We start from the raw sequence: 24,136 nt of genomic DNA on the forward strand, positions 1-24,136 counted from the left end.
GGACCGTGACAATCCGGGTTCCCTGCGCGAAGAGCAAATGGTTTTTAACAGAGCACTCAGAATGTGTACAGAACATGGCGAAGAAAGCGAGTGCCAAACAGGCAGAACCCCTGAAACTCTTCTATATTTTTTATAATCAGGAGCGCTGGGACAACTGGATTACAACGCTTGAGGGCGCAAGTTTCGAGCCCGCCGAAGGCGAAGAGGTATCCGAAGGCGAGCAGATGCTCTACAATTTCAGCGAGGACATCACGCTCTCGGTCTTGAAGATCATCCGCCTCTACCAGAACGGCCGGTTCACGAAGGAGGAAGCCACGGAGAAACTCGATGACGTGGAGTTGATTGTCATGACCGGGCTTCCTGAGGGAGACCTTGAGGAGATCGTCGGGTCGCTCCAGCTCTCCTTGCTGGTGCTCTTCACCGCCTGCCGGAAGTACCTCGAGGGCGAGTTCGACAAGGACATCAAGGCGCTCGTGAAGAAGGGCCGGGATCTTGACGAGGAGAACCTTGAGGAGGTGCTCGAGGTTGCGGCGAATATCGGTGCCGCCGTGATCGACGGCGCCACCTGCTGTTCGAAGTACATCAAGGACGATGTTGAGAATCCCGGCCTCTTTGACGAGTGGCTCATCGAGATAGAGACCATGGCTGGCGCCATGAAGTCTCTCGCGAAGTTCGACGAGGAGCCCGGCGAGGCGTCGTGATTGCGGATAAAGCCCGGTTCCGGGCGGCACGGAAACTGGAACGAGCTTGCGGGTTCCGGCTCCCGGACCATGTTTTCTCGGGTGCGTTCCTTGAGTCGCTCGGAAAATCGATCAACTTCGAGAACCTCGACCGGCGGACGCATGAGCAGCTTCTCGCCTTCTTCCGCGACTTCATGGACTGTAAATGCAAGAATGCCCCGTTCTGTGGATGTCCGGAGCGGAAGTTCACCCTCACTATCATCGAATTCCGGGAGATGGGGCTCGACCACCGTCAGATCAGTTCCCATCTCCTCGAAGAATACGGGATTGACCTCTATCCCGCTGATATCCTGAGTTTTCTTGAAGACTCCGTCCATACGCTCGAAGCGATACGGGATGTCGCCGAGCTGCAGGGGCGGGAGAAACTGGCGGAGAACGCCATCGATCACATAAAAAAGATCGAGCATTAGGCCGGGTTCTTCCCCGGTACCGGCAGAGTCTGTCGGTGCTTATCGGTTGGGGTTCCGCATCATGGGGGCGACGTTGCACCCCTCCATCTCCCCGAAGCAGAAGATAAATCGTTCCTTGATGCTCGTCGGCAGCCTCGCCTCGGGAATGGGCTCAAACCCGAGTTTTCCGTAGAACTCGATCAGGGGGAGGGTCGAGTGGATGTAGATCGTTTCGGAGCCGCATTCATCGAGGAGTCTCTGCACGACTTCCTTTGCATACCCGTGTCCTCGATACTCGTCCAGGGTGAAGACGCAGTCCATCTCGAGGCCGCCCGGATGACGGGTGCAGCGGGCCGTCGCCGCAAGAACGCCGTCAACAAAGACACCGAAGATCTTCTCCCGCGTCGCGTCCGCTTTCTGACCCCGGTAATGCGTCCAGACCTTCTCTGCAAGCGGAAACTCTTCATGCTTCAGTTCACGGACCTCTTTCTTCATTGTCTTCCTCGCGTAGGGATTGCCGCACCTGCTATTTCAACCAGATGGTTCCCCCACCCGGGCGGGGGCCGGGGGTCAGAGTATGTGGGGCCAGGGGAGGCCGAGTTTTTCGATGAGGTCCTTTAGTTCGTCGTGGATGCCCCTGTCGAGTTTAAGGAGAACCAGGATATAGACCAGCCCGCCGAGTGCGACCGCCGCAAGGACGAGGAAGACGTTCGAGAGTGGGATGATGAACGAGCATGCTATGACGACGGCTGCCATAACGAGCGCGGCAAGAACGATGTTGCCCACGGCCCCGGGCTCTATCCGCACACGGATGCTCCGGGAAAGGGCCCGGTGGGCGAGTACCGCGTTCAGCACCATGGTGACGAGCGTTGCCGCCGAGGCCCCGACGATGCCGTATGCCGGAATGAGGAAGAGGTTTAACCCGATGTTTGCGGCAACCGCGACCGCCGTCACCCGGAACGAGTCTCTCGGCCGGTCGAGGGCGTTCAAGCACATCGTCTGGAGGAACATGAAGACGTGGGCCACCTGAACGGGCAGAAGGAGCGCGAGAGCCCCCGCCCCGGAAACGGATGACGCCGTGTAGAAGAAGTAGAGGAGCCGTTCCCCGAGGAGCCAGCCCCCGGCAACGACCGGGACCGCGAGCAGGAGCGAGTAGGTGAAGGCGCGGGCCAGCGCTCCCTCCACCGAAGCGAGGTCGCCCTGCTTCCCCCAGTAACTGATCTTCGGGTAGAGGGTGGTATGGAGCGCCAGGGTGATGAACGTCGCAATCGTGGTGAGCTGGAGCGCCACGCGGTAGGTGCCGACGTCGGTATCGGTCATGAAATAGCCGATCATGATGGTGTCGGCGTAGGAGAAGATGAGGTAGCCGCCGGAACTGAGGAACATCCAGAACGAGAAGGTAAAGAGGCTTGCGATATGCGACCGGTCGAACGGCGCGAGTTTGAGATCCAGGAACCGGAAATCGATGAGCCCGGCCGCAAGGAGTCCGGCAACGAACCCGCCGGCGAGCCCCGCAACGCCGTAGCCGAGGATGACCGCGATGACCTGGGTGGTCACCCGGGTCAGGTTGTCGATCAGGCCGCCGATCTGGTTGATGCCGACCTTTCCGGTGCCGTAAACGCCGTTTGAGGTGATGTTTGTGAAGGTGCTGATGATCAGCGCGAGGACCAGCCAGGGGAAGATCCCTGATGCGGCGATATCGACGAGGTACGGCTGTACGATGAGGAGAAAGCCTATCGATACGACCGTCAGCATCACCCGGAGGACGAGAAACGCGGTGAAGTAGGCATTCTGGTCTTCTCTCTCGCTGATCCGCTTCACCGCGGCGCCTCCGAATCCGCCGTCTCCGATCAGGTTGAAGACGCTATAGTAGGCGACAAAGAGGTAGTAGGCGCCCAGCACCGCGAGACCGACGGTATGGGTGAAGAACATCGTGGAGAGGAACCCGATCGCGGTCAACCCCAGTGTCGAGGCGAGGCTGATGAGGCTCTGGCGCTGAACGGGGTCGATGCGCATGACACGGGCAAGATACCCGGAGGGCCGGAACACGAGCATTGATTTTGCCGTGAAGAACGATATTGGTTTTGAACCGGAGCGGGAGGGGTCCGGCCTGGAAGGAGGGCTTAGCGATACTGTCATAGCGTAACGGTGTCAAACGTAAATGAGTAGCACCATACTTACGGCGGTGAGATCTTGGATGTAGGGGTAATCGGTATCGGAATGATGGGCAGGAATCACGCCCGTGTGTACTCGGAGTTAAAAGCGGTGGACTCTCTCTACCTGTACGACCTTGACCGGAAGGCGGCCGGCGACCTTGCCGAAACCTTCGGGGCAACGGCCTCCCCGACCGCCGAGGCTCTGCTCGGAAACGTAGACGCGGTGAGCGTCTGCGTCCCGACGCCCTACCACTTCTCCGTTGCGGCGCAGGTTCTCGATGCCGGGGTGCCGCTGCTCATCGAGAAGCCCATATGTGCGACGGCGGAAGAGAGTCGGCGGCTTCTCGCAGAGATCCCGGACGGCCTCGTCGCCGGCGTCGGGCACATCGAACGGTTCAACCCGATCGTCCCCGAGATCAAGAAGATCGTTCAGGCCCCTCTCTACATCGAGATGAAGCGGCACAACCCCGCCTCTTCCCGCGTGAGCGGCTCCTCGGTCGTTGAAGACCTGATGATCCACGATATAGACATCGTGCGTAACGTCCTTCTTCCTGCCGGCGCCTACCGACTCTCCAGCAGCGGGAACGAGGATGTTTGCAGCGCCCTCTTCTCCTTCGAGGGGACCCCCGTCTACCTCTCGGCAAGCAGGAAGTCCTCGAAGAAGATCCGGATGATCTACATCGAAGAGGAGGAGTTCACCATTGAGGGGGATTTTATGGCTCAGGAGATCTACATCCACAGAAAACCCGGGCAGTACGCGGTCGAGAACGAGCGGTATGTGCAGGAGAACATCATCGAGAAGGTGCTCGTAAACAAGCAGGAGCCGCTGAAACTTGAACTCTCGACGTTTCTCTCCTGCGTCGACCGGGGGCGCGAGTTCCCGGTCAGCCCCGCGCAGGCGTTGCGGAATATGGAGATCTGTGAAGATGTCGCACGGTGTTTTGCGTAAAGGTGGTTTTCCATGAGCGGCAGGTTAGAGTCGATAATCAATAACAAAGGCCCGATCAAAAAAATCGGCGTTGTCGGGATGGGCTACGTCGGCATCCCCGCCGCTGTGCTCTTTGCGGACGCGCCCGGGTTTGAGTCCGTCATCGGGTTCCAGCGGAACTCTCCGTCCTCGGGCTACAAGATCGATGCGCTGAACCGGGGCGAGTCGCCGCTCAAGGGTGAGGAGCCGGGACTGGAAGACCTCCTCGCAAAGGTCGTCCGCGCGGGGAAGTTCCGGTGCACGTCGGACTTCTCGAAAGTCGCGGAGTGCGACGCGGTGACCCTCGCCATCCAGACGCCGTTTGCGGACCCAAAGGACCTGATCCCCGACTTTTCTGCCCTGACCGAGGGGCTCAGGAACGTCGGGCGCCATCTCGTGCCGGGCATGCTCGTGGTGCTCGAGTCGACCGTCACCCCGGGGACGACCGCCGGGATGGCCCGCGAGATCCTCGAAGGCGGGTCCGGGCTCGTCGCCGGTGAGGACTTCTGCCTCGCTCACGCTCCCGAGCGGGTGATGGTCGGGCGGCTGCTCAAAAATATCCGGGAGCACGACCGGATCGTCGGCGGGATCGACGCCGTCTCGACGAGACGCGCGGTCGAACTCTACCGCCCGGTCCTCACGACGGGAACGATCGTCCCGATGACCGCGACCGCGGCCGAGGTGACGAAGACCGCCGAGAACGCCTTCCGCGACCTCCAGATCGCCGCCGTAAACCAGCTTGCCCTCCACTGTGAGGCGATGGGCGTCAACGTCTACGACGTCCGGGCCGGGATCGACTCCCTCAAGGGGGAGGGGATCACCCGGGCGATCCTCTGGCCGGGGGCCGGGGTCGGCGGTCATTGCCTGACGAAGGACTCCTGGCACCTCGAGCGGGGCGCGCAGGTCCTCGGGCATGGGGACCTCTGGTATCCCCACGGGGCGGAGTCGATCTTCGGCGTCGCGCGGAAGGTCAATGAGTTCATGCCCCGGCATATGGTCCACCTGACCGTCGAGGGGCTCAGGCGGGCCGGGAAGTCCCCGGAGGGTGCAAAGGTCGCGCTCCTCGGGTGGGCGTTCATCCAGAACTCGGACGACGCGAGGAACACCCCGGCGGAGCCCTACCTTGCGGCGATGGAGGAAGCCGGTGCGGAGGTCCGGGTCCATGACCCGTTCGTGGACCGCTACCCGGGGGTCGAGGTGTCCCATGACCTTGACGAGACCCTCGCGGGTGCGGAAGTCGTCACCCTCTTCACGGCCCACCACCACTACGCCTCTCTTGACCCGGCGCGGCTACGGGAACTCTCGGGCCGGGAGCACCCGGTGATCGTCGACGGCAGAAACGTCGTCGACCCGGACGCGTTCATCGGGGCGGGCTTCATCTACAAGGGCATCGGCCGGGGCGATAAGAACAATCACCCGATCGTTTCGTATCGGCGGCAGCCATGAAGATCGCATCGATCGTCGGCGCCCGGCCGCAGTTCATCAAGTGCGCCCCGGTTTCCCGGGAACTCCGGAGCCTGCACGAGGAGGTCCTCATCCATACCGGCCAGCACTATGACTACGGGATGTCGGCGGTCTTCTTCGAAGAACTCGCCATCCCGAAGCCCGACTACAACCTCAACATCGGCTCCGGCAGCCACGGCCACCAGACCGGAGCGATGCTCGGGGCGATCGAGGACGTGCTCCGGGAGGAGGAGCCGGATGTCGTCCTCGTCTACGGCGACACGAACTCAACCCTCGCCGGCGCGCTTGCGGCGGCAAAACTCCACGTACCGGTGGCGCACGTCGAGGCGGGGCTCCGGAGTTTCGATCGCCGGATGCCCGAAGAGGTGAACCGGGTGCTCACCGACCACTGCTCGGATATCCTCTTCTGCCCGACGGAGACGGCCGTCGCGAACCTTGCGGCCGAAGGGGTCACGAAGGGCGTCCACCTCGTCGGGGACGTGATGGTCGACGCGATGGAGTACAACCGCGCGGTCGCGGAAGAGCGCTCCCGGGTCCTCGAGGACGCCGGGGTTCGACCCGGGGAGTACCTCGCCGTCACCGTTCACCGGCCGTCGAATACCGATAGCCCGGAGAACATGGCGGCCATCATCGGCGCTCTCGGGGAGGTCGGAAGGCCGGTCGTCTTTCCTGTTCATCCCCGGACGCGGAACTACCTCGGCGAATACGGCCTTCTCGATGCGATGCCAGAAAACGTCCGGGTCGTCGAACCGCTCGGCTACCTCGATATGCTCCGCCTGATGGCGCATGCGGAAAAGATCCTCACCGACTCGGGAGGCGTCCAGAAGGAGGCCTACGTGCTCGGTGTCCCCTGCATCACCCTCCGGGAGAACACCGAGTGGGTCGAGACGGTCGAGGCCGGGTGGAACGTGCTTGTCGGGGCGAACCGGAGGAATATCGTCTCGATGATTTATGAGTTTACCCCGGCAGGAGATCGGCCGCCGCTCTTCGGGGACGGCCGGGCTGCCGCCGTGATTGCAAAGGTTCTTGGTTCCTGAAGTCGCATCGCGTCCCGGTATACAGGGGTGCAGGCTTCTGGTGAGCGATGGTAAACCTGCCGTCTCGGTGGTCATCCCTCTCTACAACAAGGCTTTGTATGTCGAGCGGGCGTTGCGCTCGGTGTTTGCCCAGACCGAACAGGGGTTCGAGGTCGTCGTCGTCGACGATGGGTCGACGGACGGGGGTGCGGCAATCGTCGAGCGGTTTGCGGACCCCCGGATACGCCTGATCGTGCAGGAGAACCGGGGCGCCTCGGCTGCACGGAACCGGGGGGTTCGGGAGTCGGGTGCGGCGCTCGTGGCGTTCCTGGACGCGGACGACGAGTGGTGTCCCGCTTTCCTTGAGGCAGTCCTCGACCTGCACCGACGCTACCCGGGGGCCGGGGCTTACGCGACGGCGTATGCGGTCTGCAATCCTGACGGTAGCAGGCGTGTCGCCTCGATTGCAGCCGTGCCGTCTCCTCCCTGGAGCGGGCTGCTCCCGAACTACTTTCGATCCGCAACCCTTGGGGAGCCGCCGGTCAGCGCCTCTTCGGTGGCGATACCCCGCGCCGTCCTGCAGGAGATGGGGGGATTTGCCGAAGGCCACTGGTGGGGCGAAGACGCGGACCTCTGGGGGAGGATTGCGTTTCACCACTCGATCGCGTTCACCTGGGCAGTCGGTGCGGTTTACCATACCGACGTGGTCGGCAGGGTCTGCACCCGTGTCCGGTCCGTCGCCGAGAACCCGTTCGTTGCCTCGGCATACCGCGCGATAGAACGCGGGCTGATCCCTCAGGAGGTGCTGGACGACCTGCTGGAGTACGTCGCCGTAAAACAGCTGCAGACCGCCGCGCGGAACATCCAGGCCGGGCGCCCCGACCTTGCGCGGACAAATCTTGCCCGGTGTCCGACCCGGCTGCACCGCCGGCAGAAGGCCGCATATGCCCTCATGGCTCTCATACCCGCCCCGTGTTACCGGAGTTACCGGCGGGTGAAAGCGGTCTTTGTCCGGCAGCAGTGAGAACATTTATCACCTCCTACGGCTCTCTCCGTGGCGATGGCTTCCGGGAACGGCGACCACCTGGTGGTCTTCACCATGTCCTACCCCTATAGCAGGGTCGGGGAGTCGTTCCTCGACGGGGAACTCCCGCACCTCTGCATGGCGTTTGGTACTGTCACGTTCGTCCCGCGCCTCTATCCTCCACCCGGTGAACGGCTTCTCCGGCCGCTCCCGGAGAACGTATCTGTCGAGACTTCGATCATGCACGATGCAGAGAAAGAGAGCACGGCGGTCTACTACCTGCGCCTCGCCCTCGCGGCGCTTGCATCCCCGGCGTTCTACGCCGAGTTCCGGAAGAACTACCGTTCCCTCCTTCACCCGGCCGGGATGAGGAAGGCGCTCGGCTACCTCGGCATCGCGCTCGATGTCCGGGGCTGGGTCGCGCGGAGGGTTGAAAGGGGTTTGATCGATCCCGGCCGTACGCTCCTCTACACCTACTGGTTCGACGGCACCGCGCTCGGTGCCGCGCTGGTAAAGAGGGTCTATCCGGAGATCCGGTGCGTCTCGCGGGCGCACGGCTATGACCTCTACGCTGAACGCTACGCCCCGCCCTACCTGCCGTTCCAGGAGACGCGGGCCTGTCTGCTCGACCGGGTCTATACCGTCTCGGAGCACGGGAGAAGGTACCTTTCGGCCCTGCACCCCTCGTACGAGTTCCGGGTGGCCCGGCTCGGTACCGGGGACCCCGGGTTTTTTGCGTCCCCTTCCGTCGACGGGGTCTTTCGCATCGTCTCCTGCTCCCATCTCATCCCGATAAAGCGCATCGATCTCCTGGTTCGGGGGCTTGCGGAGGCGGGTCGGATGTGGCCCGACCGGGAGTTTGGGTGGGTGCATATCGGTGGAGGGCCGGAGCAGGCGGAGATGGAAGCATATGCGGACGCGACGCTGCCCGGGAACGTCGGTTGCCGGTTCACCGGATACGTCGCGAACGCTGCGGTCCTGGAACATTACCGGAAGAACCCCGTCGATGCCTTCATCAATGTCAGCGAGTCTGAAGGCGTCCCGGTCTCGATTATGGAGGCGGAGAGTTGCGGGATTCCGGTGATCGCGACGGCGGTGGGTGGGACCCCGGAGATCGTCTCCGGCGCCACGGGTATCCTGCTCCCGGAAAATCCGTCACCCGGAGAGATCGCAGACGCCGTCGGCAGGCTCGCCGCCGACCCCGGCGGCGGACGGGCGATGCGGTCGGCGTGCAGGGAGAACTGGGAGCGCCGTTACGACGCGGACCGGAACTTCAGTGCATTTGCCGCCGATCTTGAGGTCCTTCTGCCGGTTGCCGGCCGTCCAGGAAGAGTTCCAGAAACTTCGCCGCGCTCTTCTCCCATGTAAACCGCTCGTCGACGGTCCTCCTCGCGTTCATCCCGAGGCTCCGGGATACACGGGGGTTTTCCAGCAGGTAATCGATCCGCTCTGCGATTGCTGCCGGCTCTGGCGGCACGAGGATGCCGTTCTCGCCGTCCCGGATCGCCTCCGGGATACCCGCCACGGGGGTTGCGACGATCGGTCTGCCCGCGGCCATGGCTTCAAGGAGCGCTATCGGCAACCCGTCCCCGAGAGTGATGTGGGCGTATACGTCGCAGAGGGAGAGCGGCACAGCAGGGTTCTCGATGTTCCCGGTAAAGACGACGTGCCCGGACAACCCTTCGTCCCGTGCGAACGCTTCCACCTCCGGAGAGAAGACCCCCTTTCGCGTCGCGATGAGGACGATCCCGGGGTACTTCTCCTTGAGGATGTTTACGGCCCGGATGAGTTGTTTCAGGCCTTCTGCCTTGTACTTCAGTGCGGTCAGGCCGAGGGCGAGGAGCACCGGCCGGCGGTCGGCGATACCGAACCGCTCGCAGAACAGCACCGCTTCGTCGGGTGTCACTCGACCGACCTTCGGGGCCCCTGCGTAGGTGATCTCGGTCTTCGGGAACTCCAGGTTCCAGACCTCGATGGTCCGTTCCCTGAGCCGGTTCGATACGAACGTCACGTGGTCGCACCGGTTGAGGAGGGCCTGGTAGAAGAGCCTGAACCGGTCCGTCAACGCCTCTTCCGGTTCGGTATGGAACGTCTGGACGACGGTGCAGCCGTGGAGGAGTTTGTAGGCGACCGCCGGAAAGAGGCAGTGCCAGCCGCCGTGTACGCTGACGACGTCGGGCCCGTAGTTGCGGAGGGCGGAGAGCGACCGCACCGCAAAGACCCGCTGGCTCGCCGGGATGCAGACCGCGTCGGGGTCCTGCCCCTCCCGGAATATGACCCGCACGTCGGCGCCGCGTGCGTCCAGTTCCCGGACCAGGTTCTCCAGGTAGACCCTGATCCCGCCGCCCTGGCTCCCTCTCCAGTAGTTGGTGACGATCGCGACCTTCATACTATCCGGGGTGATGGGTGCCGCGTCGCTATATCAACCTTTGTGCACCCGTTCGCGCTGCTCCGGCCGCCGCTGGTTGTTCGCCCGCCCCGCCGAGCGGGAACCGGGATGTTGCGGGGACCGATTCTGCCAGGATTCATTCGAAGGAAATTATATATACTTACCTCATAAAAGTGGGGCCGTTCAACTCCTCTCGTTCACACCCGGGGATATCCGGGGGGAAGGTCCCGTGCAGAGAGGCCTGAACGGGCTCCAGTCCCATGAAGGTCTGTATGCTTACCACAACGCATCCTCCTCACGACGGGCGGATCTTCGAAAAAGAGGCGAAGAGCCTTGCGAAGGAACACGACGTCACGATCATCGCTCCTTCGGATGCCGGAGACGTTGGGAATGAAGGGGGCGTCCGGATCGTCACCGTCCGGAAACCATCCTCTAACCTTCTCCACCCGGTGACTCTCTGGAGGACGTTCCGGGCGTGTCTTGCCGAGGATGCCGATGTTGTCCACTGCCACGAGCCGGATGCGCTCTTTGTTGCGCTCCTCCTGAAGGCGTTGAAAGGCCGAAAGGTCGTCTACGACGTCCACGAGCACTGGCCGAGCGAGATCCCGTATGATCTCGGAATCCGGAACGGTACGCTGGTGCAGAGAGCACTTTCTGCATTCGTCTCAAGTGTAGAAATCGCAATGGCGCGCCGGACCGAGAATTTATTCGCCGTAAGCGAGAGCGTTGCCGCCCGATTCAAGGAGAGAGGGCTTGAGCCGATCATCCTCCCGAACTACTCGCTCGCCGCCATCGCCATCCCTTATAACCCAAACCGGAGCGGCCGGAAACTTATGTTCATGGCGGGAAATATCAATTCCTTCCATGGAGTCGGCGAGTGCATCCGGGCAGTATCGCGGGTCAGGGAACGCTACCCTGATACCTCACTCACGCTCGTCGGAAACGTTCGAGAAGACCTCAAAAAGCATACTCACGGCTCAGACCGTAATGAGTTCATCCTCTCCACCGGATTCCTCCCCTACAGGGAGATGTACGAGAAATTGAACGAAGGTACGGTCGCTCTTCTTGTTTTCCAGCCGACGTATTATAACATCTTCATCGGTCTGCCGAACAAGCTCTTCGACTACATGCTCCTCGGGCTTCCGGTCATTGCAAGCGATCTACCGGAGATCCGTAATGTCGTTAGCAAGGCGGACTGCGGCATCCTTGTCGATCCGGGAAATGTGAGTGATATTGCCGATGCAATCGCCTACCTCTTCGATCACCCGGAAGAGGCACAAAGAATGGGTGCGAACGGCAGACGAGCGGTTCTTGAGACCTATAACTGGTCCGCTATGGAGGCAGACCTCTTGCAGGCATACCGAAACCTGGACGGCGCCTCCTCAAGACCTGGGTGATCAGCAGACAACAGCGCTCTTCTGCACCCTGTTCTGTCCGACTGTCGTCGGTACTTACTAGTAGTTGGCCATCGACGTGAGTACATTATGCTTCACGTCCTCCTCCTCGACTTCGACGGCGTCATCGTCGAATCCATCCCCCTAAAGACCGCCGCGTTCCGGAAGATCTTCTCCTTCGCCCCCGATCACCTCGACGAGATCATCGCCTTCCACCTCGATAACGGCGGCATGTCGCGGTACGACAAGTTCCGCTACATCTACAAAAACATCCTGCACGAGGCTCTCACCCTGGAACTTGAGGAGCGGCTCGCGGGCGAGTACGCCGGGCTGATCTTCGACGCCATGCTCACCGTACCGTACGTTGAAGGAGCGGAGGAACTCCTCAGAGACTGTTCCCGGGTGCTCCCCCTCTACATCGTCTCCGCGACCCCGGAGGGGGAGATGCACGAGATCGCCCGCCGCCGGGACCTTACAAAGTTTTTCGTCCGGATCTACGGTGCGCCGAAGACAAAAGCCGCGTGCATCCGGGAAATCCTGGATTCGACCGGGGCGTCACCCACTGAGGCTCTCTTTGTCGGCGACGCCCCGAACGACTGGGAAGCGGCATACGAGACCGGCGTCCGGTTCGTGGCGAGGGTCGGGCCCGGCGACCCGAACCGGTTCACCGACCGGCCGGGGGTGGAGCGGATCGTGGCGAACCTTCATGAACTCCGGGAGTATCTACGGGGGAGCATATGCTCATCCCGATCTCATACCCCCTGACCCGGGCAACGCCGCTCTACCCCGGGACCGAACCGCTCACGATAACTCCCACGAAATCCTTTGCAGAGGGAGATGCGGAAGAGAAGAGCCAGATTACATTCTCCAGCCATGCCGGGACGCACATCGACCTCCCCCGGCACTTCTGCCCGGACGGGGGTTCGGTCCGGTCTCTCCTCGCGCCGGAGGCGGTCTTTGCACCCGCACGGTGCATCGCGGTGCAAAAGACCGGAGAGGAGCCGATCCGGATCCACGACCTCCTCCCGCACCTCGACGCGATCCGGAACTCACGCGCGCTCTTCATCAGGACCGGTAACGGCCTGCTCCGGGAGACCGACCGGGACATCTACGAGCAAGCGCACCCCTGGGTGCACCCCGAAGTGCCGGGTTTCCTCCGCATGGAAAACCCGGCTCTCAGGCTGTTCGGGATCGATACCATCTCCGTCGCCGTCCCCGGAGAACCGGAGGAGGGCGCGGAGGTTCACCGCGCGTTCCTCTGCACCTCCCCGCACATCTTCGTTCTCGAAGACGTGGACCTCTCCTACGGCCGGCTGCTCGAAGAGCCCTGGATTCTACGGATTTACCCGGTGGTCTTCGACGACCTCGAGGGGGTGCCGGTGGTGGCGCTCGCGGAGTTTGGGTGACGGGCTGCAGTTCAGACTCTAAAGAGAATCCACCTATAGACCGGTTGAACCGCTCTCCGCGATGTGCTCCTTCATAACGAGAGAACTCCCGGAGGACAGCAAGATCATGCTGCAGGATCGCATACACCTGTTTGAGATCCAGATTCCAGTAGATGTGGACGAGCACGTTCCGGAATCCCGCCAGGTTTGCGAGATCTCTTGCCAGGGATTCATGGATGATCCCCTCATCAGCGAGGACCTCAAATGTCTCCCGGTAGGTGAAAGGCTTCCTCAGTCTCCCCTCTGCGATCACATCGGTCGCCATGTCGATCGCCGACTGGATGGATAGCAGCATGGCATGGTGAACCATATTCTGCGTATCCCGGTCTTGCAGGAACTGCTCTTCCGGGATGCGCTGATACCGCTCCCAGTCGCGCAGAGCCTCCTCCAACTCCCGCATATGATGGAAAACCCTCATTCTCCCACCCTGGCAAGAAGAGCCCTGTCGATCCGGTCGTAGAGGTATTTCAGATCGAGGAACTTCGTTATCACGCCGGCCTCAAAAGCGACGCGCGTATCCTCGTCCCGGGCGACAAGAAGGCGCCCGGTTTTCACCACCTCGTACTGGAACTCAACGGGAGCATCATTCAGGATACGGAGATCGATCTCATATCGCGGCGTGATACACCGCTCGAGGTCGGATGCGATACCCATGGCATACTTGTAGAGTTCATAGGGCTCCCTCTCCCCCGAGACGAGTAGCCCGATATCGATATCATGGAATCCATTACGACAGAGAAAAGAGCCGTAGAGATACCCGAGCAATATATCCTCTCTTCCGGTGAGGCATCGGCGGAGCTGGCCGATGATCCGCTCTCTGTCAATATTATCCACTTCTCCTTTCACCTCCCGGCCCCCACAAGGGTTCGTTTCCACGTACAATCTGATCTGCAGGCAAAGAAGGGTGCTCCCTCCCGGCTCATTAATCCTTCCCTGCGGCAGAACCCGGTATCGTATAGCGCCCCTGCCGGAGGTGGAAAAACCGTGCGCGGGCCCTGCACTCACTCGATTTCTGGAGATCGCCTGGGTATAAGGGGCTGCTCACGGTCCGCACGCAGTGCCCTTCCCGGCAAGAATATCCTGGAGCCGCTCCCTCCCGACAGGCTCGGGGATCGTCCTGCCTTCTTCGCAGGCGGCCTCAAGCCAGAGGGAGACGGCAACCTTCACCTCGCGGAGCGCTTCCTCCTCGGTCCCGCCGAATGCAGAGCACCCTGGAAGTTCCGGGACCACGGCGATGAACCCCTCTCCTCATCGCTGTAGATGATCTCAATTGCATACATGTGGCATCTCTCCAGGGGGATCACGCGGAACCATGCTCATCCACCGTTCCGGGACGCCGCCGTTTCGCGAGCATCTGGTGCATCTCGAGGTATCGGGCACGGGAGAGGGCGTAACTCCCGGCGTTCGCAAGAAACGCATCGATCAGATCGGCCTGCTCGCGGCTCCAGACCTCGTTAGGGACTCGCCTGACCCAGAGAGCATGTCTCCGGACAAAGGCCAGCCTCTCCTGCCGGTTCTTCTCCCGGTCAAACCCCAATTCCATATGGCTCCCCCCGGACATGCAGGCGCTCCATGAACGATCGCGTGAGATCCCCGTCCAGCATCTCGCGGAACAGCACCCAGAGGTAGACGGCATCCTCGATATCCTTGTCGCTCCCGAGATAGAATTTATACGGGATCTGCAGCTCGATGGGCGATATGAAAAGCCGGATATCGTCGAACGTTACCGTCCTTGCCATAGCCATCGCGCAACGGTCGAAGTCGTCCGCCTTGAACTTCATCTCGATGTTCGGGATGACTCTCTCCTTCTCTGCAATCCGCACGGCAAGTCCGTCGCGGAGCATCGAATAGATCTCGCCGACGTCGTCCGAGTTCAGGAAGTAGAATCCTGCGCCAGGAGTTCATCGGTAAACGACCGGAACGTATCGCGGTCCATATAGTCGATGAAGAGATCGATGTCTTCCGTACCTCTGGCTCTTCCAAAGAGGATTGCAACATATCTGCTGACGATCACGTAGCCGGTATATCGTCCGATGATCTCCGTCGCCGACGCCACAAAGCGATCGAGCGCGGTCACAACCTTGCCGTCGATGAGGATGGTCCCGTCGGGAGCACTCGTGATCTGCATTATCTCTCCTCCGTTAGAGTCAGACCGGGCACTATATTAACGAGGTCGTCCCAAAACACCTCAGCCGGGGGGGGGAAACCCCCTCCCGGCCCCTCCCCCGCGTGGCGATGCCCAGAGGGAAGCCGTGTCAGCAACTTGATGCCAAAGATTACTCATTTTTTCGTGGGGATGTGTCAGAATACTCTGAATTATATAAATCTTCAGCCGCTGGACACTTTTGGGATGACTTCAACTGTACGCTCCTCGAGTGCCAGAGCGTTCCACAGAGCATTTGCATCTGGATCCATCCGCGTGAACCACCTCCTCTTGCGCAGGGGTCTTCCCGCTCCGCTCCTTCAACCCCGCGGGGATAAAGGCCCGCACCCGGGTTTCCTAAGTCCAGTTCTTCAAAAAAAAGATTACTCAGTTCCCCGGCACCATCCCGGGAAGGTCTTCCTCGACCGTCGCAATCCCCCGGACCCCGAAGTTCTCGACGAGTACTTTCAGGATACCGGGCGAGACGAAGGCCGGGAGACGGGGGCCGAGGGTGATGTCCCGAACCCCGAGTGAGAGGAGGGCAAGAAGGACGAGCACCGCCTTCTGCTCGTACCAGGCGATGTTGTAGGAGATCGGGAGTTCGTTGATCCCGACGCCGAATGCTTCGGCGAGGGCCTTTGCGATGACCACCAGGGAGTAGCAGTCGTTGCACTGTCCGGCGTCGAGGACGCGGGGGATGCCGCCGATATCCCCGAAACCGAGGCTGTTGTAACGGTACTTCGCGCACCCGGCGGTGAGGATGACCGTATCCGCGGGAAGGGCCTCTGCAAACCGGGTGTAGTAGTCCCGCTCGCCGTGCCGTCCGTCGCAGCCCGCCATCACGACAAAACGCCGGACGGCGCCGGACTTCACCGCACCGACGACCGTATCGGCGATGGTGAGGACCGGGGCATGGGCGCACCCGGTGACCAGGTCTCCGCGGGAGAGGTCCTCCGGGGGGTTGCAGCGCTTCGCATGCTCGATCAGGGCCGAAAAGTCCTTCTTCCCGTCCGGCGAGGCACCGATGTGGGTAAGCCCGGGATATCCGACGGGCCCGGTAGTGTAGACCCGGTCGCGGTAGGAGTCCTTCGGGGGCACGAGGCAGTTGGTGGTGACGAGGACCGGGCCGTTGAACCGCTCGAACTCTTCCCGCTGGAAGGGCCAGGAACCGCCGTAATTTCCGACGAGGTGGTTGTACTTCCGGAACTCCGGGTAGGCATGCGCCGGGAGCATCTCGCCGTGGGTGTAGATGTCCACCCCCGTCCCCACGGTCTGTTCGAGGAGGTCGGCGAGGTCTTTGAGGTCGTGGCCGGTAACCAGGATGCCCGGGCGCGTGCCCGCCGCGGTGCCGACCTTCGTGATCGCCGGCGTCCCGTAGACGGCGGTGTTCGCCGTATCGAGGAGGGCGAGGACCTTCACGCCGATCTTACCGCATGCGAGCACGTAGCCGACCATCTCCTCCACAGTGTGGTCCTGCAGCGTGGCGGCGAGGCCCTTCTGCATAAAGGTCGTGACCTCTTCGTCATCGTAACCGAGGACGGCTGCATGGTGCGAGTAAGCGGCCACCCCTTTGAGCCCGTAGACGAGAAGCTCGCGGAGCGACTGCAGGTCCACGTTCACGGTCTCACGCGCGGCGGCGATCTCCTGCGCTTTTGCCGCAATCGCCGTCGGCGAACCTGGCGCCCAGGTGCAGGCGTCGGGTTCCCCACTCCCGGAGGGCGGGAGGGCGTCGCGGATACGGACCGCCTCCCGGACGGCATCCCGGAACCGTGCAGGGTCGAAGTTCACGTTGGTCAGGGTGGCGAAGAGACACTCCGCGATGAACCTCCCGGCTTCCGGATCGCCGCCGCCCTTCTCTGCCGCCGCAAGGTTCCGGACCGAGACCCCCTTGAGGAGGTAGATCAGGACGTCCTGGAGCCCGGCGGTCTCCCCGTCCTTGCCGCAGACACCACGGACGGTGCACCCGAGCCCTTTTGCTGTTTCTTCACACTGGTTGCAGAACATTCATGCTCACTCCAAAGTATCTTTTTGATACAAAGTATCTATGAGATACCAACGTATAAGTAGGAGAAGGTTTCTCTCATTATACCATGCAGGACGGCTGCACGGTCAATCAGACCGTCAAATACCTCGGGAAGAAGTGGATGCTCCTGATCATCCTTGAACTCTACAAAGGGGACGGCTACACCCGGCGGTTTACCGAGGTGAAGGAGCGACTCCCGGGTATCACGGCAAAGGTCCTTTCGGCCCGCTTGAAGGAGCTCGAAGAGGAGGGCCTCGTCGAGAAACGGATGGAGACCGGAACCGTCCCCGTCAGAAGCGAGTACACGCTCACCGAAAGCGGGCTTGAGATGGTCGAGGTAATCAAGGATATCAAGCGATGGGCCCTCCGGTGGAAGATCGAGAACCTCGCATGCGGGGCGCAGGACTGCCGGAACTGTGTGTTGTGAATTCCGTTCCGTGGGCACCGCTGGGTGCAAAGAAACAGAGTTCGAGAAAGACGCGAAATATTTTTCGAGTAACGACGTTCCGAAGGGCGACGGTTCGTTAGAATCAGAGCGCGAGCACCGGAGGTGTGAAGAAACGGAGTTTGCGGTCTTGCATGGATATGGGGGGAACAGCACGTTCGGCCTCCGGGAGATGCATACGGGCTGAAGAGGGCAGTCCTCTCCGTCATTTGAAGGTTTTCCCCCGCTCAATCATCCATCCGCCTCCGGAGGGACTCCGGCCGGACCCGGCGGAGCAGACTGCAGAAACCAACATCAGGGGAGGCGCAAACCTCATCACCGCCTACGCCAATCATTCTACGATGAGACCAAGAGACCTCTCTTTTAAGGAGAAGCAGCGGCTCTCCAATCTACTCGCCGGGCTGCTCTTAGAGAGAGAGGAGATTCTCTTTGCCTACCTGTATGGGTCATTGCTCCACGGTACATTCCGCGACATCGATATCGGCGTCTTCCTGCGGGACGAAAGCAGCGGAGCAGCCGTTTCTCTCAGGTACGAAACGGCGCTCGAGCAGGAACTGGAAAACAGTACGGGGGTGCCCATCGACGTCAGGGTCCTGAACGTTGCGCCTCTGCCGTTCGCCTACTCGGTCCTGCAGACCGGGGAAGTGCTCGTTTCTCGCGACGAACAGGCACGCTGCGATTTCGTCTGCAGGATATATGCCTATTTATTACCACGATTTTGCCTACTACCGAAAGCGTTACCGGAGGGAAGCACTTGGTCTCCTACGAGGACGAGAAAGTCACCGCACTCTCGTCGGAGCTGGTGCAGGCGTGCGGGCGTCTGAAGGACCTCGGCCGTATGCCGAAAGAGGTCGTTGTTAGAGACCCTCACCTGGTCGCCAGCGCAAAGTATCACCTCATCATCGGCATCGAGGCCGCCATCGATCTCGCCAACCACCTGATTGCAAGAAATCGATGGAGAGCGCCGGAGGACTATGCAGATACATTCCGCATCATGGAGGAGCGTGGTATTGTTGACGCAGAGTTTGCAGAGCGCCTTCAAAGGATGGCACGGTTCAGAAACCGCCTGATCCATATTTACTGGGATATCAACGACGAAACCATCTAAAATCTCCTCCAGGAAGATGTTTGCGACATTGAGGAGTTTCTTGATGAGTATCTCCGTTTTCTTCGAACTGCGTGAGGGAGTGACGGTCGCATACTCTTATCCGCTCTCGATCTTCTCTCACCATGACCACCGCAGAACCCAGTAGGTCTACAATAGACTGGTCAGAACCTGCTCTGGAATCTGGAACAGTGGAGGAAGTTCGTGGCCATCCGGTCCCGGATCGAGGATGTCTTCAAGGTGGCCAAAGAAGCGTTCTCGTTATGGAAATTACATCGATATTCATGACTCTCAGTCGCAAAGGTCGTCGCTGTGGATTTACTTCTGCTAGAGACGACAATAGCGGCGGGATTTGACGAAAAGAAGAAGGTACAGAGGGTCGCGGAGTGGTGAGACGGGGAGGGGGCTAATCTTAAAAGGATCCGGCGAGCGAGGATCCGCACGAATAAAACACTCCGACACATGTTTATGTGAATATGAGTCGCATCTGTTGCTTTGTTGTGAACGCGGCTTTTTCTGAGTTTCATCACGTAAGGGAGGGAGCAGGGCACGGCAGGGAGAAATTTGAGAAGATCAGGCCCTTTGAGCGACGGTTATCTCGCTCCTACCAGATTTAAAGTTGACATCTATTTTGTTTTCATAGCGAGATACGCATAGTATGGAGGGCCCCATTTCAGTTTGCCTTCACCATCGGCCCGGATATTTTCGCATTCCTTATACTTTTTAAAGCGTTTTATGAGATACTGCTCCATCAAGCACACTCTCTCTTTAGATTGCGTTCGATACAGGACGATCATGCGGTCGTAGTCATTCAACAAATAATCATCACCTTCTGCTCGGTGATTATAGTCAGTTGTAATCCCGATCTTAAACTTTGAAGCAGCCTTTCTCTGCTCATTCATGATTAAAGTAATTTTGAGGATTAGAGGTCCAGCAGGAGGTCTGCGTCCGGATCAGCTGACAGTAGGGTGACGTTTGTGATTTTGTGGTAGAACCTCTGAGGGTAATAGTAGGTTGTTTTCCCGCTCCGGCTTTTTTGTGCGAAAGGTTTGAGGATATCCTCCGTCTCATACTCAAGCGAGTACGCCACCCCGGTTTTGAGGACAGGCCCCTCCTTCACCCGGAACATGACCCTCCTGAAGCCCTCCGTCGAATGGTCACAGTCCGAGTAGTCTGAGGCGAAAACAAGCCCGTCTTTCCGGATCCTGTCGATCACAATCCTGGTTCGTAGCACGTTCTTCACCTATTTTGATTGGTGTCACCCCCGTCAGGTATTAAGATGCGCCGTGTGGGGTGAAAGTGCTTCCGACGAAAGGGCCCCGCTCTAGATAACCCCCATCTCCGACAACCTCGTCGGCAGGTACTCCTTCGTCACAAAATCGAGCCCTCGGCTCGCGAACGCCTGCTGTTCCGACTTCATCTGCATATCGAGCTGCAGGTTGATCTGGTTATGCCAGTACTCGGTTGCAAACCGCGGATCGGTCAACTCTGCCTTCAATGCGTTGACGTCCTGCTCGGTGAGGTGGTCGGAGGGGAGATTGTAGTCCGAGATGTCGGAAGGCTGCACCCCGACGAACTGCGCCTGGGGGGTCGCCAGGAGTTCCGACATATGGGCGCTCTTGATCGAGCCGTAGGCGACGCTCGCGTAGATCCGGTAGGACCAGGGGTCGCCGTCGGTGAAGACCACGACCGGAAGGTTGAGCGACTCGTTGAGCCGTCGTAAGACCCGGCGCGTCGAGCGCGCCGGCTGCCCCTTGAGATGTACCAGGATCGCCCCGTACTCCTCGTCGAACCCGTTCTCCATCAGACGGGCGTACATACCGCCGGTCTCGATGGCGATGACGAACTTCGCGTCGTGGTCGATGAAGTCGAGGTTGTCGACGTTGTTCGGGATGGGGTAGCCCGCCTCCCCGACGTCTTCCTGACAATGCATCTCCTTCACGCCCCGCCGGGTGGTCTCGCGGATTCGCAGGGGCCCGAAGATCGAGGCGCCGTCCTCCTCCGGCCGGAGGTGGAACGCCTCGCGCTGCACCTCGGTGATGATCTCCAGGTCCTCGATCAAGAGGTTGCTCTCGTCCTGGGCGGCGAACTTCGCCTTCTTCCAGCCTTCGGAGATGTAATAGAGTTCTCTCAAGGTCGACGACCGGTTCTCCACGAGTTGCTTCTTTAAAAACCAGATGACGTAGGCCATCTTCAGAAGGTGGACCGCGCTCTTCTCGGTCGTCGCCGCCCGGGTGCTCTCTTTCTCGCCGTACTTCCAGACCTCGCTTACGTCGTCGTACGCGATATTCCGCTTCGTCCGCGTCGGCAGCCGGATGTAGGGCACGATACCGTCCCGCATCTGGTCATACCACCCCCGGGCGATCTTCATCAGCCGCTCCTTTGCCAGCGCATCCATCTCATCCTTAGACATCGAGATCCACCACCACTTTCATGCCGTCCTCCACGCCGCGGAGGTCAAGCGTTCCGTCGCCCGCTCCCGTGTAGGCGACCTGCCAGGCGGCGCCGGAGCCGAGCGTGCACCGCCAGACCTTGTTGTACTCCCCGTCCATCTCATCCACGAAGTCGGGCCGGGGCTCCGCGTCCGCGGCCGCATCACGGGAGAGGTTGTAGAGGACGATGGTCACCTCCTTTGCCGTGTAGTTGTTCACGTCGATACGGACCCGTCCGTCGTTCGTCCTCTTCTTGGCGACGACCTTGCGCATGATCTTCCCTTCAATCGGGGAGGTGTCCACAAGGGGGAGTTCCACGATCTCGCTCACCTTCGCAGCGATCTCGGGGATGATCGAGCAGATTGCCCGGGCGCGGTCGTCCTGCAGTTTCTTCCTCTCCCGCCGGGAGAGGTACATCTTGAGTTCCCGGCCGAGTTCCTGGAGGACGAGGACTATCTCCCGCTCGATCTCCGGGATGGACGCGACCGCGTCCTTGCTCTCGCTTGTGAAGGGGACGTTCGTGGACGCCACGTGGACCATGACGAGCACCGGGCCCATGGGAAGCCCCTGCTGCGAGAGGCCGTAGTTCTTCCAGTTCACCTGCGAGATGCAGTCCGTGATCGCGCAGGCGCCCTGCTGGTAGAGGAGCGGGACGCGGTTTGCAAACCGGAAGATCAGGGCGTTTCCCTCGGGAGGGATCTTGCCGCCGTAGCCGATAGCCGCCTCGATGATGAACGAGTGCCCGCCGTAGACCGCGCTCGGGCGGGTACGGGCCTTGATGAAGTCAAGCTGGATCTCCTTCTCAAGCCCCTTGCAGATCAGGTCCTCCCCGATGGGGGAGAGACACTGCTGCGCCAGCGGCGCCGGGACCCTCACGCTCTGCATGGCATCGAGGAGGTTCTTCAACTCGTCGGCATCGAGTTTGCTCACCTTTCGGGAAGGCTTGAGCCCGGCAAGGGCGATCATCTCGTCTGCGGTCTTCTTTCCTACCCGGGAGAAACTGCTGATCAGGAACTCCTCGACGGTCCCGGTGCTCGCGGCCGCGATCCGTTTCAACGCCCCGAACTCGATCCCGTGAGGGTGCGGGAGGACGGGCTTCGGGCACGGCGGGACCTCGCTCGTCACCCGCTCGAACGTCATCACCTCACCGTCGATATCGGCCGTGATCCGGGCGTGGGGGTTGACGATCGCGGTGAGACGAAGGTAGTCGACCAGCCGCTTCTTTGCGGTAAGGGTGCTCTTAAACTGGATCTCGATCCGTGTCCCGTGCGTCCGGTCCCAGTCAATCTCTTCGTGGCTGACGATTTCGGGCTCGTTGGTCTCGGTCCGGATCATCAGTTCGAACCGGTGGGCCGATGTCTTCGCCCCCGTTCGTGAGGTGACCCGCGCCGGGGTGCCGGTGGTGAGCTGCGCATACAGCACCGCCGCCGATATCCCGATACCCTGCTGACCCCGGCTCTGCCGGATCTGGTGGAACCGCGACCCGTAGAGGAGTTTTCCATAGACCAGCGGAACGTTCTCCGGCACGATCCCGGGGCCGTTGTCTTCGACGGTTATCCGGTAAACCTCGGTATCGATTCTCCTCACGCCGACAAAGATGTCGGGGAGCACCTCCACCTCCTCGCAGGCGTCAAGGGCGTTGTCCACCGCCTCCTTGACGGTGGTGATGATGCCGCGCGTCGGGGAGTCGAAACCGAGCAGGTGCTTGTTCTTCTCGAAGAACTCCGCGACGCTGATGCTCCGCTGTTGTTTGGCGAGGTCCTCAGCAAGCACCATACCGTGCTACCTCAGCGATGGCGTCCTCAAGGCTCCTCTCCTGCTGCTCGCCGGAGCGGAGGTCCTTCAGGGTAACCGTACCCGCTTCGACCTCGCGCTGTCCGAGAATCACGACATAGTCCGCTGTCTTTGCGGCGTGCGCGACCTGGGCGCCAATTCCCCGCTGCATCAGGTCCGTCTCGGCCCGGACCCCCGCTTCCCGAAAGGCCCGGGCGACCTCGAGCGCCCGCGGCCGTGCTTCGGGCGTGCAGACGACGCCGACGACGGGCTCGTGCGCGAGGGGAAAGTCTCCGACCGAGACCATGACCCGGTCGAACCCGATGGCGAACCCCGCGGATGCGACGTCGTCGCCGCCGAAGAGGTGGGCGAGCCGGTAGGTCCCGCCGCCGAGGATCTGGTTTTCAGCGCCGAGGTTATTGGCGAATCCCTCAAAGACCATCCCTGTGTAGTAATCGAGCCCGCGTGCAATCCCGAAATCGGGCCGGTAGTCGATGCCCTGGGAGTCAAGGAGCGCGAAGGTCTCCTCGATCCGCGCGCGCTCCGGGATGTCGCCCACGATCTCAAAGACTTCCGCGACGGTGCGGCACTCCGAAAGGGCGGCGAGAGGTTCGGCAAGGCGGGTAAGACCCCGCCCGACGAGCGCTGCTTCGAGCCCTTCCCGGTCGTGTTTGTCGAGACAGGCCATGATCGCCCGCTGGTCGCCGGGCGAGAGGTCGGAGAGGAGATGCTTCATCGGCGCGAGGTGGCCGACATGGAGTTCGAAAGTGACTCCGCTCGATCGGAGCGCCTCGTCGGCGAGCATGATCACCTCGGCGTCGGCGCTTGCCGTGTCCGCGCCGATGAGCTCGACGCCGAACTGCCAGAACTGCCGGTAACGGCCTTTCTGGGGACGCTCATAGCGGAAACAGTCGGCGAAATAGCACCAGCGGATCGGTTTCGGGAGGACCTTGCCCTCGTTGACGTACATCCGGAGGACCGCCGCCGTCACCTCCGGCCGGAGCGTCATCTTCCGGCCGCTCTTGTCCTCGAAGACGTACATCTCCTGCATGATCCCTTCGCCGGATTTCATCGTGAAGAGTTCGAGGTGCTCGAAGTCAGGGGTGCTGACCTCCCGGTATCCCCATCTTCGGGCCGCGTCGCGCATCCGCCGTTCGATCAGCCGCCGCCGTTCCATCTCGTCGGGTAAAAAGTCCCGTGTTCCCCGTGGTTTCTGAAGCATTCGGTAGTC

The 24,136-nt window shown here is 61.0% G+C and carries 27 protein-coding genes and 1 pseudogene; 13 read left to right on the forward strand and 15 right to left on the reverse strand.

The window, feature by feature from the left end; translation table 11 throughout:
* Positions 1–74 precede the first annotated feature (74 nt).
* Complete coding sequence (locus tag BP737_RS00300; RefSeq protein ID WP_292410852.1) at positions 75–701, forward strand: DUF2150 family protein; 627 nt, start codon at positions 75–77, stop codon at positions 699–701.
* The gene (locus tag BP737_RS00305; RefSeq protein ID WP_292410853.1) at positions 698–1,150 is read left to right on the forward strand and encodes a DUF5814 domain-containing protein; all 453 of its coding nucleotides are present in this window, start codon (positions 698–700) and stop codon (positions 1,148–1,150) included. Before BP737_RS00300 ends, BP737_RS00305 begins: the two co-directional genes overlap by 4 nt.
* A 39-nt stretch (positions 1,151–1,189) precedes the next feature.
* On the opposite strand, the gene BP737_RS00310 is transcribed toward BP737_RS00305, so the two are convergent.
* Together BP737_RS00310 and BP737_RS00315 are read right to left on the reverse strand one after the other, a co-directional pair.
* A complete protein-coding gene (locus BP737_RS00310) occupies positions 1,190–1,624 on the reverse strand; it encodes a GNAT family N-acetyltransferase (protein WP_292410854.1) in 435 nt (144 codons plus the stop codon).
* Positions 1,625–1,699: 75 nt separating this feature from the next.
* Complete coding sequence (locus BP737_RS00315) at positions 1,700–3,178, reverse strand: flippase (protein WP_292410855.1); 1,479 nt, start codon at positions 3,176–3,178, stop codon at positions 1,700–1,702.
* A gap of 144 nt (positions 3,179–3,322) precedes the next feature.
* Here BP737_RS00315 and BP737_RS00320 point away from each other — a divergent pair, with 144 nt between their 5' ends.
* The 5 genes from BP737_RS00320 to BP737_RS00340 are packed head-to-tail and all read left to right on the forward strand — an operon-like array spanning position 3,323 to position 9,124.
* Positions 3,323–4,234, forward strand: coding sequence for a Gfo/Idh/MocA family protein (locus BP737_RS00320; RefSeq protein ID WP_292410856.1), 912 nt, complete (start codon positions 3,323–3,325; stop codon positions 4,232–4,234).
* Positions 4,235–4,246: 12 nt separating this feature from the next.
* Positions 4,247–5,698 (forward strand): nucleotide sugar dehydrogenase, encoded by a 1,452-nt coding sequence (locus BP737_RS00325; RefSeq protein WP_292410857.1) that lies wholly within the window; start codon positions 4,247–4,249, stop codon positions 5,696–5,698.
* Positions 5,695–6,753 (forward strand): non-hydrolyzing UDP-N-acetylglucosamine 2-epimerase, encoded by a 1,059-nt coding sequence (gene wecB / locus BP737_RS00330; RefSeq protein ID WP_292410858.1) that lies wholly within the window; start codon positions 5,695–5,697, stop codon positions 6,751–6,753. Before BP737_RS00325 ends, wecB begins: the two co-directional genes overlap by 4 nt.
* Before the next feature lie 40 nt (positions 6,754–6,793).
* Entirely contained in the window at positions 6,794–7,756 is a 963-nt protein-coding gene (locus BP737_RS00335; protein WP_292410859.1) for a glycosyltransferase family 2 protein, read from the forward strand.
* Between the two features lie 36 nt (positions 7,757–7,792).
* Complete coding sequence (locus tag BP737_RS00340; protein ID WP_292410860.1) at positions 7,793–9,124, forward strand: glycosyltransferase; 1,332 nt, start codon at positions 7,793–7,795, stop codon at positions 9,122–9,124.
* On the opposite strand, the gene BP737_RS00345 is transcribed toward BP737_RS00340, so the two are convergent.
* Positions 9,030–10,145 carry a glycosyltransferase family 4 protein gene (locus BP737_RS00345; RefSeq protein WP_292410861.1) on the reverse strand — a complete coding sequence of 372 codons (1,116 nt, stop codon included), beginning with the start codon at positions 10,143–10,145 and terminating at the stop codon, positions 9,030–9,032. The two genes, BP737_RS00340 and BP737_RS00345, sit on opposite strands and share 95 nt — an antisense overlap.
* 272 nt (positions 10,146–10,417) lie before the next feature.
* Between BP737_RS00345 and BP737_RS00350 the strand changes: the two genes are divergently transcribed.
* The 3 genes from BP737_RS00350 to BP737_RS00360 all read left to right on the forward strand — a co-directional run bounded on the left by BP737_RS00350 (position 10,418) and on the right by BP737_RS00360 (position 12,945).
* Positions 10,418–11,542 carry a glycosyltransferase family 4 protein gene (locus BP737_RS00350; protein WP_292410862.1) on the forward strand — a complete coding sequence of 375 codons (1,125 nt, stop codon included), beginning with the start codon at positions 10,418–10,420 and terminating at the stop codon, positions 11,540–11,542.
* Positions 11,543–11,629: 87 nt separating this feature from the next.
* Positions 11,630–12,304, forward strand: a complete 675-nt coding sequence (locus BP737_RS00355) for an HAD family hydrolase (RefSeq protein WP_292410863.1) — start codon at positions 11,630–11,632, stop codon at positions 12,302–12,304.
* Positions 12,277–12,945: a cyclase family protein gene (locus tag BP737_RS00360; protein ID WP_292410864.1), complete on the forward strand. Its 669-nt coding sequence runs from the start codon at positions 12,277–12,279 to the stop codon at positions 12,943–12,945. The genes BP737_RS00355 and BP737_RS00360 overlap by 28 nt, the downstream gene beginning before the upstream one ends.
* Positions 12,946–13,081: 136 nt before the next feature.
* Here BP737_RS00360 and hepT (BP737_RS00365) read toward each other — a convergent pair.
* The 7 genes and pseudogenes from hepT (BP737_RS00365) to hcp all read right to left on the reverse strand — a co-directional run.
* Positions 13,082–13,402, reverse strand: a pseudogene (hepT, locus tag BP737_RS00365) (type VII toxin-antitoxin system HepT family RNase toxin); the annotation flags it as partial.
* Positions 13,399–13,818 carry a nucleotidyltransferase domain-containing protein gene (locus BP737_RS00370; RefSeq protein ID WP_292410865.1) on the reverse strand — a complete coding sequence of 140 codons (420 nt, stop codon included), beginning with the start codon at positions 13,816–13,818 and terminating at the stop codon, positions 13,399–13,401. The pseudogene hepT (BP737_RS00365) and the gene BP737_RS00370, both read right to left, overlap by 4 nt.
* 207 nt (positions 13,819–14,025) lie before the next feature.
* Positions 14,026–14,214 (reverse strand): type II toxin-antitoxin system HicB family antitoxin, encoded by a 189-nt coding sequence (locus tag BP737_RS00375; protein ID WP_292410866.1) that lies wholly within the window; start codon positions 14,212–14,214, stop codon positions 14,026–14,028.
* Between the two features lie 70 nt (positions 14,215–14,284).
* Complete coding sequence (locus BP737_RS00380) at positions 14,285–14,527, reverse strand: hypothetical protein (RefSeq protein WP_292410867.1); 243 nt, start codon at positions 14,525–14,527, stop codon at positions 14,285–14,287.
* A complete protein-coding gene (locus BP737_RS00385; protein ID WP_292410868.1) occupies positions 14,511–14,828 on the reverse strand; it encodes a hypothetical protein in 318 nt (105 codons plus the stop codon). The genes BP737_RS00380 and BP737_RS00385 overlap by 17 nt, the downstream gene beginning before the upstream one ends.
* A 29-nt stretch (positions 14,829–14,857) precedes the next feature.
* On the reverse strand, positions 14,858–15,112 hold the full coding sequence (locus tag BP737_RS00390) for a hypothetical protein (RefSeq protein ID WP_292410869.1): 255 nt from the start codon (positions 15,110–15,112) through the stop codon (positions 14,858–14,860).
* Between the two features lie 402 nt (positions 15,113–15,514).
* Positions 15,515–17,131, reverse strand: coding sequence for a hydroxylamine reductase (gene hcp / locus BP737_RS00395; RefSeq protein WP_292410870.1), 1,617 nt, complete (start codon positions 17,129–17,131; stop codon positions 15,515–15,517).
* A gap of 86 nt (positions 17,132–17,217) precedes the next feature.
* Here hcp and BP737_RS00400 point away from each other — a divergent pair, with 86 nt between their 5' ends.
* The 3 genes from BP737_RS00400 to hepT (BP737_RS00410) all read left to right on the forward strand — a co-directional run bounded on the left by BP737_RS00400 (position 17,218) and on the right by hepT (BP737_RS00410) (position 18,703).
* On the forward strand, positions 17,218–17,577 hold the full coding sequence (locus BP737_RS00400; protein ID WP_292410871.1) for a winged helix-turn-helix transcriptional regulator: 360 nt from the start codon (positions 17,218–17,220) through the stop codon (positions 17,575–17,577).
* Between the two features lie 359 nt (positions 17,578–17,936).
* The gene (gene mntA / locus BP737_RS00405; protein ID WP_292410872.1) at positions 17,937–18,419 is read left to right on the forward strand and encodes a type VII toxin-antitoxin system MntA family adenylyltransferase antitoxin; all 483 of its coding nucleotides are present in this window, start codon (positions 17,937–17,939) and stop codon (positions 18,417–18,419) included.
* Positions 18,420–18,433: 14 nt separating this feature from the next.
* The gene (gene hepT / locus BP737_RS00410; RefSeq protein WP_292410873.1) at positions 18,434–18,703 is read left to right on the forward strand and encodes a type VII toxin-antitoxin system HepT family RNase toxin; all 270 of its coding nucleotides are present in this window, start codon (positions 18,434–18,436) and stop codon (positions 18,701–18,703) included.
* A 623-nt stretch (positions 18,704–19,326) separates the two neighbouring features.
* Here the strand turns inward: hepT (BP737_RS00410) and BP737_RS00415 are convergent.
* The 5 genes from BP737_RS00415 to hisS all read right to left on the reverse strand — a co-directional run bounded on the left by BP737_RS00415 (position 19,327) and on the right by hisS (position 24,127).
* A complete protein-coding gene (locus BP737_RS00415; protein ID WP_292410874.1) occupies positions 19,327–19,602 on the reverse strand; it encodes a hypothetical protein in 276 nt (91 codons plus the stop codon).
* A gap of 20 nt (positions 19,603–19,622) precedes the next feature.
* Entirely contained in the window at positions 19,623–19,916 is a 294-nt protein-coding gene (locus BP737_RS00420) for a hypothetical protein (protein WP_342685806.1), read from the reverse strand.
* Positions 19,917–20,024: 108 nt separating this feature from the next.
* Positions 20,025–21,113, reverse strand: coding sequence for a DNA topoisomerase IV subunit A (locus BP737_RS00425; RefSeq protein WP_292410876.1), 1,089 nt, complete (start codon positions 21,111–21,113; stop codon positions 20,025–20,027).
* Positions 21,106–22,908 carry a DNA topoisomerase VI subunit B gene (locus tag BP737_RS00430; protein ID WP_292410877.1) on the reverse strand — a complete coding sequence of 601 codons (1,803 nt, stop codon included), beginning with the start codon at positions 22,906–22,908 and terminating at the stop codon, positions 21,106–21,108. Before BP737_RS00430 ends, BP737_RS00425 begins: the two co-directional genes overlap by 8 nt.
* Entirely contained in the window at positions 22,895–24,127 is a 1,233-nt protein-coding gene (gene hisS, locus BP737_RS00435; protein WP_292410878.1) for a histidine--tRNA ligase, read from the reverse strand. The genes BP737_RS00430 and hisS overlap by 14 nt, the downstream gene beginning before the upstream one ends.
* Positions 24,128–24,136 lie beyond the last annotated feature (9 nt).

This window comes from Methanoculleus sp. UBA291, assembly GCF_002499755.1.
Lineage (GTDB): Archaea > Halobacteriota > Methanomicrobia > Methanomicrobiales > Methanoculleaceae > Methanoculleus > Methanoculleus palmolei.

Excerpts from the sequence above, each read along its gene's own strand:
- BP737_RS00300 (WP_292410852.1), top strand. The coding sequence starts at position 75 with ATGGCGAAGAAAGCGAGTGCCAAACAGGCAGAACCCCTGAAACTCTTC.
- BP737_RS00310 (WP_292410854.1), bottom strand. The coding sequence starts at position 1,624 with ATGAAGAAAGAGGTCCGTGAACTGAAGCATGAAGAGTTTCCGCTTGCA.
- BP737_RS00325 (WP_292410857.1), top strand. The coding sequence starts at position 4,247 with ATGAGCGGCAGGTTAGAGTCGATAATCAATAACAAAGGCCCGATCAAA.
- wecB (WP_292410858.1), top strand. The coding sequence starts at position 5,695 with ATGAAGATCGCATCGATCGTCGGCGCCCGGCCGCAGTTCATCAAGTGC.
- BP737_RS00340 (WP_292410860.1), top strand. The coding sequence starts at position 7,793 with ATGGCTTCCGGGAACGGCGACCACCTGGTGGTCTTCACCATGTCCTAC.
- BP737_RS00345 (WP_292410861.1), bottom strand. The coding sequence starts at position 10,145 with ATGAAGGTCGCGATCGTCACCAACTACTGGAGAGGGAGCCAGGGCGGC.
- BP737_RS00350 (WP_292410862.1), top strand. The coding sequence starts at position 10,418 with ATGCTTACCACAACGCATCCTCCTCACGACGGGCGGATCTTCGAAAAA.
- BP737_RS00355 (WP_292410863.1), top strand. The coding sequence starts at position 11,630 with ATGCTTCACGTCCTCCTCCTCGACTTCGACGGCGTCATCGTCGAATCC.
- BP737_RS00360 (WP_292410864.1), top strand. The coding sequence starts at position 12,277 with ATGCTCATCCCGATCTCATACCCCCTGACCCGGGCAACGCCGCTCTAC.
- BP737_RS00380 (WP_292410867.1), bottom strand. The coding sequence starts at position 14,527 with ATGGAATTGGGGTTTGACCGGGAGAAGAACCGGCAGGAGAGGCTGGCC.
- BP737_RS00385 (WP_292410868.1), bottom strand. The coding sequence starts at position 14,828 with ATGCTCCGCGACGGACTTGCCGTGCGGATTGCAGAGAAGGAGAGAGTC.
- BP737_RS00390 (WP_292410869.1), bottom strand. The coding sequence starts at position 15,112 with ATGCAGATCACGAGTGCTCCCGACGGGACCATCCTCATCGACGGCAAG.
- hcp (WP_292410870.1), bottom strand. The coding sequence starts at position 17,131 with ATGTTCTGCAACCAGTGTGAAGAAACAGCAAAAGGGCTCGGGTGCACC.
- BP737_RS00400 (WP_292410871.1), top strand. The coding sequence starts at position 17,218 with ATGCAGGACGGCTGCACGGTCAATCAGACCGTCAAATACCTCGGGAAG.
- mntA (WP_292410872.1), top strand. The coding sequence starts at position 17,937 with ATGAGACCAAGAGACCTCTCTTTTAAGGAGAAGCAGCGGCTCTCCAAT.
- hepT (WP_292410873.1), top strand. The coding sequence starts at position 18,434 with ATGCCGAAAGAGGTCGTTGTTAGAGACCCTCACCTGGTCGCCAGCGCA.
- BP737_RS00415 (WP_292410874.1), bottom strand. The coding sequence starts at position 19,602 with ATGAATGAGCAGAGAAAGGCTGCTTCAAAGTTTAAGATCGGGATTACA.
- BP737_RS00425 (WP_292410876.1), bottom strand. The coding sequence starts at position 21,113 with ATGTCTAAGGATGAGATGGATGCGCTGGCAAAGGAGCGGCTGATGAAG.
- BP737_RS00430 (WP_292410877.1), bottom strand. The coding sequence starts at position 22,908 with ATGGTGCTTGCTGAGGACCTCGCCAAACAACAGCGGAGCATCAGCGTC.
- hisS (WP_292410878.1), bottom strand. The coding sequence starts at position 24,127 with ATGCTTCAGAAACCACGGGGAACACGGGACTTTTTACCCGACGAGATG.